Genomic DNA, 13,522 nt, shown 5'->3' with positions numbered 1-13,522 from the left:
ACACCCGTCAACTTCGCTAGATGTTGACAAGCATCAATCTGAAGTTGATGGGTGTCAACCTCTCGGAGGTATGCTTCGCCCATGACGACTCCGACTTCTCGGACCGCCCCGGCCCGGCGGACCGGCCGGCCCCCCGCCGACCTGGCCCCGGCAACCCTCGATGAGATCCTGACCGCGGCCCTGCGCATGTTCGCCGACAAGGGATACGACGGAGCCTCTGTGGCCGCCCTCAACCGGCAGCTCGGCGTCAGCCACAACCTCATCCACCAGCGCTTCGGCTCCAAGGAGAAGCTCTGGTACGCCGCCGTCGACCACGCCTTCGGAATCGTCGCCACCGAGATGCGCCAGGAATTCGACGACGCCGGCGGCGGGCCGATGGAGCAGCTCCGGCGCATCATCGTCCGCTTCATCCACGTCAACGCACGCCGGCCGGAGATCCTGCGGCTGACCACTGTCGAAGGCGTCGCCAGCTCGCCGCGCCTGGACTACCTCTATGAGCAGCACATCGAACCGATCCTCACCGAGGCGACCGCGCCCCTGCGTCAGCTGGCCGACGAGGGCGTCATCGCCCCGGTGCCGATGCGCACCCTGTACTTCCTCGTCGCCCATGGGGGCACCGCGCTTTTCAGTCTGATCGGCCTGTCCCGCCTCATGGGGCCGCAAGACCCTCTCGATCCCGAGGCCGTCACACACCATGCGGACTTCGTCGCGGATCTGGTCCTCGCCGGACTCCGGAATCGGAGCTGACGGATAGAGGTCGGTGTCCACGGCCCCCCGGCGCCCATATCGGTTACGGCGGTGCTGTTATCGCGCAGGGCGAGGAGGTGGGACGTTCCGTGGCAGCAGCTGGTCCTAAGCGAGCGGGCACAGCATCGGCTCGGCATCCCCCGGGACGTCCGCCCGTGCTGCTGGAGCGCATCGTCGCTACCGCACAGCAGATCGTGGACGAGGAGGGCGCGGACGCTCTCTCGATGAGGACGCCGGCCCAACGCCTGGGTTCGGGCACGGCGACGCCGTAGCGGCACTTCGACAACCGGGCGGCGCTGGTCGCGCCGATATCGGGTGACCGGGCGCACCACGGACCGGGGGCCGGACCGCATGGGAGCGGACCAGCTATTTCTCTGATCCCCGCCGGCGCGGCGCCGACCCCTCGGCTGGTGCAACAGTGCTGGCCGACTTGGCTGTTCCCGCCGCGCAAGGGGAAGCACCCAGGCCTTGGCGCTCTCTCCTGCCCGTGGGCTTCGCTTCCGGACTCGTCCGTGAGCCTTTACGAGTTGTCGGCTCGTTTCAACGGACCGGCCGGCCCCTGGCGCGTGGGTACGTGAATTGGGCCCGCCCGATCAACCGAGAGCCGTTTGGTGAAATGATTTAAGGCTTGAGCACCGCCAGTACATCGTCGAGTGAAACGTTGGCGGGGTCACTCATATCGAGCCCATCGAAAGTCTGCCAGATATAGGACGCCGCTCCGCTCTCCCGCAGCGGATGCAGGTCGGCCAGGTCCGGATCGTCCCGGAAGCTGTTGAACGCCTCTTCGGACTCCCATTCAACGAGAAACAGAACCTGCCGCGGCGCGAGGTCACCGGCAACGTCGTCCCGGAAACGACCAAAAGCCACCATTCGACCACCATATCGCGGAGCCGCTTCAGGCAAACGACTGAAGTACGCGAGGTACTTCTCCAAGTCGACCACATCAAACATATTCAGGGCGTAAAACTTCTTCCGTGATTCCGTACTCATTACCGACTCTTTCTGCTCGTTCAGGGCGGATATTTGTATTTGCGGTCAGACTGATCGCCCGGCTGTCGCGCCGGGTTCCACGACTCCGTGGGATACGGCTCGTAAGAACGGGACGCTGTGGGTCGGCCAGGGTTGGGGGCGGCATCGAGCCGGGCGCTCAACAACCATCGATCCCGAAGCCGGTTGTTCTGGCCCGACGTGGATCAGAGGTCGAGGACCAGGCGGTTGCCCCTGGCTCGGGAGACGCAGATCATCATGGTGTCGCCTGCGGCGCGTTCCGTGTCGTCCAGGACTGAGTCGCGGTGGTCGATCTCCCCGGACAACACCTTCGTCTCGCAGGTTCCGCAGATGCCCTCCTCGCACGAGGTCATCACCGACACACCGGCACCCTCTACGGCCTCGAGAATGGACATGTCCTGAGGGACCGTCAGTGTCTTGCCGGACTGGGCGAGTTCGACCTCGAAGGTCGTGAGCGGCCCGGAGGCGACGTCCTTCTTCGGGGCGAACCGCTCCAGGTGCACAGACCCGGTCGGCCACTTCTCGCAGCCGGCCTCGACCGCCGCGAGCAGCGGTTCCGGGCCGCAGGCGTAGACGGCTGTCTTACGTTGCGGCTTGCCGAGCAGCGAGGGCAGGTCCAGCAGCCCGTACTCGTCCTGCGGTCGCAGGCTCACCCGGTCTCCGTAGGCCCGCTGCAGGGTCTCACCGAACGCCATCGAAGCTCGGGTGCGGCCGCCGTAAACGAGGCGCCAGTCGGCGCGGGTCGCGTTGACGGCCGCCACCATGGGCAGGATCGGGGTGATGCCGATTCCGCCCGCGATGAACAGGTAGTTCTTGGCCTTCACGAGCGGAAAGTGGTTGCGTGGCCCGCGGATGCGCATCGACTCGCCTTCCTTGAGGACGTCGTGCACATGGCTCGACCCGCCGCGGCTTGCCGGTTCACGCAGCACCGCGACCTGAAACCGTGACCGATCGTCCGGGTCCCCGCACAGTGAATACTGCCGGACCAGATCGGCTCGCAGTATCAGGTCGATGTGGGCGCCCGGCTGCCATTCCGGCAGCGGACGGCCTTCCGGGTCGCGCAGCGTCAGCAGCACGACGCCTTCGGCCTTCGTTTCCTTACGTTCCAACACGAGGTCGAGTTCGACTTCGGTGCTGAGAGTGCTCATGATCCGCCCTTCATTCTTCCCAGTGATGATTCGGTGATGCGCTCGTCCTGACCGATCAGGAGGGGAAGCAACGGCCGAAGTCGCGCAGTAGTCGGGGGGAGCCCTGCAGCTTGATCTGCCGGCGCACCAGTGCCCACGCCAACATCGAGGGTTTACTGAGGAAACGCAGCCAGGTGCGCGTGTCGGCGGTGATCCTGAGGTCCGGTTCGCCGGAATGTCCGTCGGCGACCTCGAGTTCGCGGTCGCGGATGGTCACGGTGATCTGCCGGGACTCGTCGCCGGTGAAGGTGAAGTGGTAGGTGGCGGACATGTCCTTGGCCTGTTCGCGCTGAAAGATCAGCGGCAGGCCTTCCACCAGGCCGTCGATGCTGTTCGCTCGAAGGCTCATCGTCACGTGCTTCGTGCGCTTGTTGGGGAACCGGTCGGCCACGTGCTGCTCCGCGTCGGAGCCTTGGACGACGTAGACGGTCTCTTCCTTGTCCATCAGCGGACGTACGACCTGGGTCAGATGGGCCTTGCGATCGTCCAGCCAGGGGCCGATGACGTCCTCGCCGGCCGGGCAGACCGACATGCAGTTGGCCGCTTTGTAGTTGGCGCCGAAGGACAGGCTCTGCCACATCGAGGCGCTCTCGCTGTCGCTCACCCGCGAGCGGTAGTCGTGGGCGTTGCGGCTTTCGGCGACCTGTTCGGCCCAGTCGCCGAAGCCACCCATGAACTCGCGGTAGTTGTGCGTGTAGCAGGCGGAGAAGTTGAAGTGGCCGTCGGAGGCGATCGCGCCGGTCGGGCAGGCTGTCACGCACAGCTTGCATTCAAGGCAGGGGTTGTACTCGATGGGTCGGGTGTATTCGCTGACCTCGGCGTCGATGAGGATGGTGCCCAGCAGGACGAAGTTGCCGAATCTGGGGTGGATGACGTTGCGGTGGATGCCCATCTTGCCGAGCCCGGCCGCCACGGCGACCGGCTTGTGCGAGACGACCCACGTCTTCCTGGGGAACTTGTCCATCTCCATCGGAAAGCCCATCGCGGGGTTGATGGCGCGCACGCCCGTCGCTTCCAGCTTCCGAACCGCGTGCCGGCCGACCTCGTTGGTGTGGTCGCCGGTGTGATGGAACTCCAGGTTGGCCACTGAGCGCGCCGGAGTGCGGATGTTCTCCCGGTTCATTCGGACCACGAAGCTGATCAACGTGCGGACACCCGGCAGGGCGGCGTTCAGATCCTCTCGCTGGTCGGCGATGTCCGGCCGTTCGATCTCGACGAAGCCGACGTCGTCCGCACCTGCGTCGAGACACAGTTGGCGCAGCCATGACGCATCCAGCGGCTCCGCGGGGCGGTCGGCGGTGCGGTCGCGTCGGCGGGCTTGGACGACGGTGGGATGGTCTTCGAGCTTGTTCCTGGCCATCGAGCGTCACCTCACGGGGTGGGGATACTTACATGCAAGTCTCATGAAGCAACTCGAAGCCTAGCCAAGCGAGTTGCGTGAAGCAACTTACTGTCGAGCTGTGCGACCAACAGCTACGGCAGCGGACAGGAGGGGGACCCCGGCGGCTCGCGCCCGGCGGGCAGGGGTGGGAGATGCCGCTGGAGTTCGTCATCCGATCGGCCCTCCACCACCGCTTCTGCCACGGAGGACGGAAGAAGGCCGGCTTACCGCGGCCTCGGCAAAGCAGTCGGGCGCGGGATGTCGAAGTGGAGGGAAGTCGCCGACAGCGCGCGGTTCAATCCCGTATGAGCAAAGAGCGTGTCGGCCGGCCCGTCAGCGCCTCTCGCGTCGATCCGAACGACGGTCGGTCGAACCGGTGATGACGCGTACTCGGCAGGCGGAACGCGATGATGGCCCGCCTGCCAGTCGCGATACAGAGCTCTCCGAGGAGAGGATCACCGCTGAGCGTCAGCCTCGCGTCATGATGATCCGAAACGGACCTCACGCGGGCCACCCAACCGATCGCGACTGGGTACGCACCCACCCCAGCTGATGGTGGGCGGGTTCGTCGAGGAATATTTCGAGTGTCAGGCCGGCGAGTCCGTGAGTGCTGGACCCGGAAGCAGGTGAACGGCGTCCGGACCCACCGTTTGCCCGCATTGGGTGCACACGAGCCGTTCCCGAACGTCACCTCCGCATCCGACATGGTTCGAGATCCGCGGAGGGCCGGCCGGGTCTCCCGCGTACTCATCGCCCCAGTGCATCAGAGAAAGCACCGCGGTGAGCAAGTCCTTGGCCTTGCTTGTCGGTTGGTACTCATAGCGGGCGGGCCGCTCCTGGTAACAGACCCGATCCAGCAGCCCGTCGTCGACCAGCTTGGAGAGGCGGTTGGTGAGTACGTTGCGGGCGATACCGAGACTGTCCTGAAACTCCTCGAAGCGGCGCAGGCCAAGCATGGCGTCACGAACGATCAGCAAGGTCCAGCGCTCGCCCACAACCTCCAGGGTCCTGGCGATGGAGCACAGTTGACTGTCGTATGTTCTGCCCAGCATGCTGTGAATTTAGCACGTTGCTTCAAGCAACCGACAGCTTCGAGGAGAGAGGTCGCTCGCCCTCGGGTCGGCGGCGAGCGCAGCGGGGCGGTCTGTGACCGACGCGCCCGCGGAAGGTCGGTTCCGGCGTCGGGTTACCAGTGCCGGCGTCGCCCCGAGTCCGGTGCCTCACACAGCTGAGCGTGCCGTCGCGTTCAACAGGTCGGCCACTACCTTCGGGTTCTCTAGTGCGATGAAGTGGTGCGCTCCCGGCACCTGTGTGAAATCGGCGGCAGGCAGCAGCCTCTTGTTGGCCTCGCGGTCCGAGGGTCGGGACCAGTCGTTCTCCCCGTAGACGAGGTGGACGGGGGCCTTGACCTCGGCGTAGCGCGAGCGGGCCGCGATGAGGCTGGGCATGTTCCGGTACAGAGCGCGGGCGACGGTCGGGAAACCGGGACGCTTGCCTGACTGGAGGAGCGCGTCCAGGTAGTCCTCCCGGAAAGCGGTCCTGTCCCCCACGCCGCCCTGCAGGATTCTGCGCAGGACGGGCTTGGGTTCCTGCCGGGCGAGCACCGGGCCCACCCCGGGAGCGATGATCCCGCCGGTCACCACGCGCGCGAGGAGACTGGAGCGGGCGATGCCGTCGCGGTAGTCGTACGCGTTCACCGCGACGACGCGCCGTACCCGCTCCGGCAGATCGGCCGCGGTGGTCAGGGCGAGCACCCCGCCCAACGACTCCCCGACCAATGTCACGTCGTGGAGGTCGAGTTCGGTCAGGAGCCGCTCGACGCCCGCACGCAGCGCCGGCTCTTCGTACGACGCGCCGGGCACGATCTCGGAGTAGCCCATCCCCGGCAGATCGAGGGCGTACACCGTGTACTGATGCGAGATCAGCGGGATGAGATTGCGGAAGTGCTCGGCCTGCGTCCGCAGAGTGTGCAGCAGGACCAGGGGGCACCGGTGCCCGCCTTGAGGTAGCGCAGCGCTCCCTCGCGGCTGTGTCCTGCGCGGGGGGGGGCGATGGTGTGGCTGGTGGTCCCCGGAATGTGAATCCTGGGACGTGGGTCCTGGATGGGCATCTCGCCGGCTCCTTGTGTGTGAACTGCGCAGGGGTGATTCGGGCGTGGGTACGGCAGGGAGGGGTGGCGCGCGACCTGCGGTCCCCGCTATGGCCGCCGCGCCCTACTTCGCCAGCTGGGGATACAGGCCATCGAGGCCGCCGGCCAGACCGGCCTTGACCTGGCGTGAGATGTCGTCGGCGAGCACCTCGTGGGCGCCGGTCTCGATGCCGTCGAGGGCGAGGGCGGCGACGTCGCGCGGGTCGGCCTTGGGGCCGTCGGCGTCGGCCGCCAGGTCCGTGTCCACGTATCCGACGTGCAGTCCGGTGACAGCGATGCCGCGCGGCTGGAGTTCCAGGCGCAGGGAGTTCGTCTGCGACCGCAGGGCGGCCTTGGAGGCGCTGTAGGAGCCGCCGAGGGCGATCCAGGAGAGCACGGAGTGCACGTTGAGGATGTGGCCGCCGCCGTTGTGCTCGATGACCGGTACGAAAGCCCGGGCGAGAAGCAGCGGGCCGTAGAAGTTGGTCTCGAACTCCCGGCGCACGTCCTCGACCGGGGAGCCGAGGAAGGACGCGCCGATGGAGGCGCCCGCGTTGTTGATCAGCACGGTTACGTCCCCCGCTTGCGCCGCGGCGGCTGCGACGGATGCGGGGTCGGTGACCTCCAGTGCCACCGGGACGGCGTCGGGATGCGTCACCGTGCGCGGGTCGCGGGCGGTGGCGTAGACCTTGCCGACACGACGTGCGTACAACTCCTCCACCAGGGCCTTGCCTATGCCCCGGCTGCCGCCCGTGACGAAGACGTTCGCGCCCTTCAATGCGGTCATGACTGCCCCCCAGAGTTAGAAACCGATCGGTTTTCACTACCGTGAACCGATCGGTTTCCAAGCGCAAGCCCAAGCAGGAACTGACGCGGGTCGGTGCGAGTCCGGTGGCGGGCCCAGCAGCGGGGATGCCGACCACGATCTCGCCGCCCGGGGCCAGGACGATGGCCTGTCGTTGTTGCGGAGCACGGTCACCGTCCGCCGGTCATCGCGGGGTCGACGGAGTGGTCGCCAGTTGTCGAGGCGGACGCGGTGGTCACACCCCAGGCGGATCCGGAACCGCCTCCAGGACGGCGAGTCGACGGGCGGCAGTGCGAGCGTCCCGGCCCGATCCGCATCCCATCGGTCGCTCGGCCGGATCCCCGAAGTGCGGTGGACACGCCGGTTGGTCGGGGCCGGGGAAGTAACGGCCCGACAGGAAGAAGGTCTCCGCGCCATGCCGACCGGCCTGCACGGACCCCACCGGCCTCCGACGAGATCCGGCAGGCCAGAGGGCACGTCCTGCTCCGCGCTACCCCGCCGGGGGCACGGGACCGTGTTGTCGTGCGGCGGAATGCGCGAGTCGGCTCAGCGCGTCCTGTCCGTGCTGGGCGGGGCCGTGGTGCCGCGAATGACGAGGTGGGGCGGAATGACGTTCTCGCGGTCTGGCGTGGCCTGCCCGTCCAGGCGGGCGATGGCACGGCCGACGGCGAGTTCTGCCAGGCGGGGGATGTCCTGGGCGACGGTGGTGAGGTCGATGTGGGCGAGGCGGGCCAGGCGGGTGTCGTCGAAGCCGACCACGGAGACTTCGTCGGGGACGGTGACACCGGCTCGCAGGAGGACGTCGAGGACGCCCGTGGCACAACGGTCGTTGAAGGCGAGGACGGCGCTCGGCGGGGTGGGTTCGGTGAGCAGGGTGCGGGCGGCCTGTGCGCCGTCTTCCTCGGTGAGCCCGCCGGGCAGGACGCGGATGTGGTCGGCGAGGCCGTGGCGGTGCATCGCGGTGCGGTAGCCGCGCCGCCGGTCGGCGGCGCCGGGCGCCCTGCCGCCGTCGATGTGGACGATGGCACGGTGCCCGAGCGTCACAAGGTACTCGACGGCCTGGCGGGCGCCCTTGTCGTCGGCGCTGCGAACGACGTCCACGCCCGGCGGGACGGGTTGAAGCCGCCGGGCCACCGAGACGACCGGGACCTGGGTCGCGAGATCCGCGAGTCGGGCGGCCGGGGCCTGGGGGCCGAGCAGGATGAGGGCCTCGCATCGGTCGGCGAGCAGTGCTTCCACGGCCTGCCGTTCTCCGCGCGCCGGCGCGACCGCACTGAGGGCGATCTGGTATCCGGCCGGCTCGGCGGCGGCGTAGATGTCCTCCACCAGGTCGGTGTGGAAGGGATGGCGTAGCCCGAACTGCACGCCGAGCAGGCGCGAGCGGCTGCTGCGCAGCAGCCGGGCACGGGTGTCGGGCCGGTAGCCGATCTCCTCGGCGACCTTGAGCACCCGCTCACGGGTGGCGTCACTCGCACCCTTGGCCCCGCGCATCACGATGGAGACCAGCGCGACGGACACGCCCGCGCGTGTCGCCACGTGGGCCAGGGTCGGCCGCTTCCCGTCGGGGGCCGCGGGGGTGGCTGGCACCGGCTGTCCTTCCGGTCGGACTGGGCGAGCCGGTCGACGTGGTCAAGGTGTCTTTTCCGGCGAGGATCGTGGCTCTCCGAGGATACTGCAACGTTCTAGGCCTACGTCCGTACGAAGGGTTGACAGCGAGTCCGGGCGGCTGGCGTACTGCCCTCTAGAACGTTCTAGAGGGCAGTACGAGTAACGCGAACTGAGAAGGGGGCAGCCATGTACACGTTGGCGGTCTGTGCCGAGATGGTCTTCCGTAACCTGCCGATCGACGAGCGGGCGCGGCGTATCCATGCGGCCGGCTTCCAGGTCGAGATCTGGGACTGGACCCGGCACGATCTCGACGCGCTGGCGCGGACCCCGGCCGAGTTCTCGTCGATGACGGGCTACATCCGGGGCAATCTCACCGACGAGGACGGCGCCGCCGAACTGCTGCGCACCGCCGAGGAATCCGTCAAGGCCGCCGAACACCTGGGCTGCCCCCGGCTGAACCTGCACGGCACCGGACTGGACGGCGAGGGCCTGCCGGTGGTGCCGGTGACCGGCGAGGCCACGCCAGTCATGTGGAGCGCCGCCCGCCGCACCCTGACCCGCCTGGCTGAGCTGGGCGAGAGCGCCGGGGTCACCTTCACCCTGGAGAATCTCAACACCGCCGTCGACCACCCGGGCGTACCGTTCGCGACTGCTGCGGACACGCTCGCCCTGGTCGCGGCCGTGGACCACCCCGGCCTGCGGATGAACCTGGACCTGTACCACGCCCAGATCGGCGAGGGAAACCTCATCGAACTGGTCCGCCGGGCGCACGGGCTGGGCCTGATCGGCGAGATCCAGGTGGCGGACGTACCCGGCCGCCAGGAACCCGGCACCGGCGAGATCAACTACCCGGCCGTCGCCCGCGCCCTGGCCGACCTCGGCTACGACGGCACGGTAGCCATGGAGGCGTGGGCCTCCGACGACGACAGCGAGCGGGCCCTGGAGCGCTTCCGCTCAGCCTTCACCCTCTGAACCCTCTCAACCCTCGAAACCCTCTCAACCCAACCCTCCGCCCGCGGTCACATACGCACGTACGGAGAACCCGCATGACCGTCCGCCAGCCCCTCGCCATCGGCCTCGTCGGCGCCGGACGCATGGGCGCCTTCCATGCCGAGACCCTCGCCCACCGCCTGCCCGGCGTCCGCCTCGCCGCCATCGCCGACCCGGCCCCCGGCATGGCGTGACACCTGGCTGACCGGCTCGCCTACCCCACGGCGTACACCGAGATCAGCGAGCTGCTCGTGGATCCGGACATCGACGCGGTAGTGATCGCCACGCCGGCCCGCACCCACCTCGCACGCTTGGTTGACGCTGCCCTCGATCTACGCGGCAATCGGACCGACGATGGCGACCCAGGCGTCGGGGTCGTCAGACGCGACGTCGCCCGTGGCTGACATTGCCGACCGCGGTACGAAGGTCCTCCTCGTTGGCGAGCAGCGGAGGCAAGGGGGTCGCGGTAGCGGGGTCGAGCGCGTCGAAGAGCAGGGCGAGGAAGCGGGCACGCAGGGAGGGCGCGGCACTGGGGAGTGCGAGGCCGGCGACAGCCATGACAAGGAAGTGTGGAATGTCCTCGGCGGTGAGGTCGGGCCGGATCTGGCCCGCCTCCTGTGCGCGCCGCAGGAGCGGGTGGAGCGAGGCGCTGAAGTGCTGGAGGACGTCCACCGCCACGTCCGCGAAGTTGCTCGCGAAGGTGACCATGCCCCGTTCCTCTGTGATCAGGTCGAGCAGCTGCGTGGCGATGTCCTGCAAGGCCTGACGCATGTCTGTGGCATCGGCTGCGCGCTCGACCATCGGAAGCAGGTCCGTTTCGAGGATGTCGTCCAGGACGGCCCGGACCACGGCCTCCCGGTTGGGGAAGTGCCGGTAGAGCGTGGCGATGCCCACGCCGGCCTCGGCCGCGATCTGTTCCAGCGAACCCTCGCCCTTGCCCAGCACGGTGCGTCCGGCAGCAGTGATGCGCTGAACGGTGGAGCGCGCGTCGACCCGGCGCCGGGGAGCGCGGTCATTTGTGATTGCCATCCGTGACTCTTCCCTGCTCTGTGACGAAGGCCGACGGCAGCCACCCATCGACGATAGAAGCCTATCGCGTTGATAGTTGACTCTCGGTTTGATAGTCGACTATCGCTTTGATAGTAGTCTCTCGCTTCATCGCCCGGCTCGGCCCGGCCAAGCCGTGACAGACAAGGGAGAGCACATGTCCGTTCTGCTGTACCGCCTGGGCAGGTTCGCCTACGGCAAGCCCTGGTACGTCATCGGCGGCTGGCTGGCCGTGGTGACGTCCGTGGTGGCGCTCCTGGTGGTCAACCCCGTCAGGCTCAGCAACGAGGTGCGTATCGACGGCACCCCGTCCCAGCAGGTCATCGACGATCTGGCCAAGACGCTGCCCGAGGCGTCCGGCGGCCAGGGCCTGCTGCTCTTCAAGGCCCCACAGGGGGCTCGCATCGACGACGCGAAGGTCCACGCCGCGCTCCTTGAGGCGGTGGACGCCGTCTACCGCCACGACCACGTCATCGACACCCGGAAGGTCCTCGCCCAGGAAGTCGCCAAGGGCGCGAACAGCCCACTGCCGCAGGCCCAGGCGGCAGTGGCGAAGGCCGCAGGCAAGCCGGCCTCGGGCCCGACGCCCGCCCCGCTCCGGTCGCACGGGCAGCCCGTCCCGGGCGTGATCGTCTCCGCCGACGGCTCCACGGCTCTGATGCAGTTCCAGTTCGACGAGCAGACCTACGAGCTCCCCTCCGGGACGATCGACAGCACCGTCAAGGCCGCGGAACAGCGAGCCACTCGCGGCGGCCTGGAGGTCCTGCCGTCCGCGTCGATGATGGAGATACCCGAGATCGTCGGCGTCGGAGAGATCGCCGGCGTCGCCGTCGCGGCCCTCGTCCTGCTGATCACCCTCGGGTCGGTGGTGGCCGCGGGCCTGCCCCTGGTCATCGCCCTCGTGGGGGTCACCGTGGGAGTCGGCGGCGCCTTCACCCTCTCCACCGTGTTCGAGATCCACTCCCTCGCCGCCGTACTGGCCCTGATGCTGGGGCTGGCCGTCGGCATCGACTACGCGCTGTTCATCGTCAACCGGGAACGCCGGCTGATCCTGGACGACGGCCTGGACGCGCACGAAGCGACCGCCCGGGCGATCGGCACCGCCGGGAGCGCGGTCTTCTTCGCCGGCAGCACCGTCATCATCGCCCTCGCCGGACTCCTGGTCATCCGGATCGCCCTGCTCTCCACCATGGCCGTCGTGGCCGCCGCCACCATCGCGATCGCCGTACTGCTCGCCCTGACCCTGCTGCCCGCCCTGCTGGGGCTGGTCAGGGAACGGATCTGCCCCGCCCGGATCCGGCGCGCGGCGCAGCACCGCACGTCGGCCACCGGGCCCGGACGGGCCACCCGCCGGGGAAGGCTCCTGGTCCGTCACCGGTACGCCGCCCTCGCGGCCGCGATCCTGATACCCGCGATCCTGGCCGTGCCCGTCGCCGGCATGAAACTGGGTCTGCCCTCAGGCGCCAGCTACAACCCCGACACCGGACAGCGCCGCAGCTATGACATGACCAGTAAGGCTTACGGCCCCGGCTACAACGGCCCCCTCCTGGTCGCCGTCGGCTCCACCGCGAACAGCCGGCCCCTCACGCCGGAGACTCTCGCCGCGGTGACCTCCGAACTGCGGGAGACCAAGGACGCCACCTCGGTCTCCCTGGCGGGGATGAACAAGACCGGTACGACCGCCATCCTCAGTCTCGTACCCGGCAGCGGTCCGAACGACGACGCGACCAAGGACCTGGTCACCGCGGTGCGGGACAAGAGCGCGCGGATCGGCCGGGCGCACGGCGCCACCATCGGCATCACCGGATTCACCGCCCTCGCGATCGACGTCTCCGACCGGCTCGCCGACGTGCTGCCCCTCTACGTCGCGGTCGTGCTCGGACTCTCCCTGATCGTTCTCCTCCTCGTCTTCCGCTCCCTCCTGGTACCCGTGATGGCCACCCTGGGATTCCTGCTGAGCGTCTCCGCCGCCTTCGGCCTCACCACGGCCGTCTTCCAGTGGGGCTGGATGCAGAACCTGATCGGCATCGACGCCACCGCGCCGGTCGTGAGCCTGCTGCCCATCATCATCACCGGCGTCCTGTACGGACTCGCCATGGACTACCAGATGTTCCTGGTGACCTCCATGCGCGAGGCACACGTCCACGGGGAGAGCGCGAGGGAGGCCACCGTCACCGGCTTCGCGCGCGCCAGTTCGGTCATCGTGGCGGCGGCCACCATCATGGTCTCCGTCTTCGCCGGGTTCGTCTTCAACTCCCAGCCCATGATCAAACAGGCAGGCTTCGCACTCGCCGCGGGCATCCTCGTCGACGCCTTCGTCATCCGCATGACACTCATCCCGGCCACCATGGCACTCGCACGGGAGAAGGCCTGGTGGATCCCCACCTGGCTGGACCGTCTGCTGCCCGACCTGGACATCGAGGGCGACAAGCTCGCACAGAAGATGCCGTTGCCCCGTCCCGTCGCTCCCCAGCCGCAAGGCAAGGAGCAGACGTCCGAAGCCTTCGGCTGACGATGTCGTGGCCGCCGTCCTCGCGGTCTTAGGGCCGACCTCTCGGGCAGCGGCCACAACGCGCCCTACGGCAGCTCTCGCGAACCACTCGGCAGCGACCCGACCACTG

At 68.3% G+C, this 13,522-nt stretch carries 11 protein-coding genes and 2 pseudogenes; 5 read left to right on the top strand and 8 right to left on the bottom strand.

All coding sequences use genetic code 11. From position 1 onward, the window contains the following. Positions 1–81 precede the first annotated feature (81 nt). Both OG866_RS43910 and OG866_RS43905 read left to right on the top strand, forming a co-directional pair. Positions 82–747 carry a TetR/AcrR family transcriptional regulator gene (locus tag OG866_RS43910; protein ID WP_329343652.1) on the top strand — a complete coding sequence of 222 codons (666 nt, stop codon included), beginning with the start codon at positions 82–84 and terminating at the stop codon, positions 745–747. A gap of 155 nt (positions 748–902) precedes the next feature. Further along, positions 903–1,016 (top strand): annotated as a pseudogene (locus tag OG866_RS43905) (TetR/AcrR family transcriptional regulator); the annotation flags it as partial. A gap of 352 nt (positions 1,017–1,368) precedes the next feature. On the opposite strand, the gene OG866_RS43900 reads toward OG866_RS43905, so the two are convergent. The 7 genes and pseudogenes from OG866_RS43900 to OG866_RS43870 form a co-directional block, all read right to left on the bottom strand. After that, positions 1,369–1,737 carry a DUF1330 domain-containing protein gene (locus tag OG866_RS43900; protein ID WP_329343650.1) on the bottom strand — a complete coding sequence of 123 codons (369 nt, stop codon included), beginning with the start codon at positions 1,735–1,737 and terminating at the stop codon, positions 1,369–1,371. A 203-nt stretch (positions 1,738–1,940) separates the two neighbouring features. Further along, positions 1,941–2,903, bottom strand: coding sequence for a PDR/VanB family oxidoreductase (locus OG866_RS43895; RefSeq protein ID WP_329343648.1), 963 nt, complete (start codon positions 2,901–2,903; stop codon positions 1,941–1,943). A gap of 55 nt (positions 2,904–2,958) precedes the next feature. After that, positions 2,959–4,302, bottom strand: a complete 1,344-nt coding sequence (locus tag OG866_RS43890) for an SCP2 sterol-binding domain-containing protein (RefSeq protein ID WP_329343646.1) — start codon at positions 4,300–4,302, stop codon at positions 2,959–2,961. A gap of 608 nt (positions 4,303–4,910) precedes the next feature. Next, positions 4,911–5,375: a winged helix-turn-helix transcriptional regulator gene (locus OG866_RS43885; protein WP_329343644.1), complete on the bottom strand. Its 465-nt coding sequence runs from the start codon at positions 5,373–5,375 to the stop codon at positions 4,911–4,913. 168 nt (positions 5,376–5,543) lie between these two features. Further along, positions 5,544–6,433 (bottom strand): annotated as a pseudogene (locus OG866_RS43880) (alpha/beta fold hydrolase). Between the two features lie 103 nt (positions 6,434–6,536). Continuing rightward, the gene (locus OG866_RS43875) at positions 6,537–7,238 is read right to left on the bottom strand and encodes an SDR family oxidoreductase (protein ID WP_329343643.1); all 702 of its coding nucleotides are present in this window, start codon (positions 7,236–7,238) and stop codon (positions 6,537–6,539) included. A 564-nt stretch (positions 7,239–7,802) separates the two neighbouring features. Beyond that, positions 7,803–8,843, bottom strand: a complete 1,041-nt coding sequence (locus OG866_RS43870; RefSeq protein ID WP_329343641.1) for a LacI family DNA-binding transcriptional regulator — start codon at positions 8,841–8,843, stop codon at positions 7,803–7,805. A 207-nt stretch (positions 8,844–9,050) separates the two neighbouring features. On the opposite strand from OG866_RS43870, the gene OG866_RS43865 reads away from it, so the two are divergent. Continuing rightward, positions 9,051–9,836 carry a TIM barrel protein gene (locus OG866_RS43865; protein ID WP_329343639.1) on the top strand — a complete coding sequence of 262 codons (786 nt, stop codon included), beginning with the start codon at positions 9,051–9,053 and terminating at the stop codon, positions 9,834–9,836. Positions 9,837–9,910: 74 nt separating this feature from the next. Further along, entirely contained in the window at positions 9,911–10,048 is a 138-nt protein-coding gene (locus OG866_RS43860; RefSeq protein ID WP_329343637.1) for a hypothetical protein, read from the top strand. Between the two features lie 184 nt (positions 10,049–10,232). Here the strand turns inward: OG866_RS43860 and OG866_RS43855 are convergent, their stop codons facing one another. Further along, complete coding sequence (locus OG866_RS43855) at positions 10,233–10,883, bottom strand: TetR/AcrR family transcriptional regulator (protein WP_329343635.1); 651 nt, start codon at positions 10,881–10,883, stop codon at positions 10,233–10,235. A gap of 175 nt (positions 10,884–11,058) precedes the next feature. On the opposite strand from OG866_RS43855, the gene OG866_RS43850 reads away from it, so the two are divergent. Next, positions 11,059–13,413 (top strand): MMPL family transporter, encoded by a 2,355-nt coding sequence (locus OG866_RS43850; protein ID WP_329343633.1) that lies wholly within the window; start codon positions 11,059–11,061, stop codon positions 13,411–13,413. Positions 13,414–13,522: the final 109 nt, after the last annotated feature.

Source organism: Streptomyces sp. NBC_00663, from assembly GCF_036226885.1.
Taxonomy (GTDB): domain Bacteria; phylum Actinomycetota; class Actinomycetes; order Streptomycetales; family Streptomycetaceae; genus Streptomyces.
This window is presented reverse-complemented; position numbering and strand designations above follow the sequence as displayed.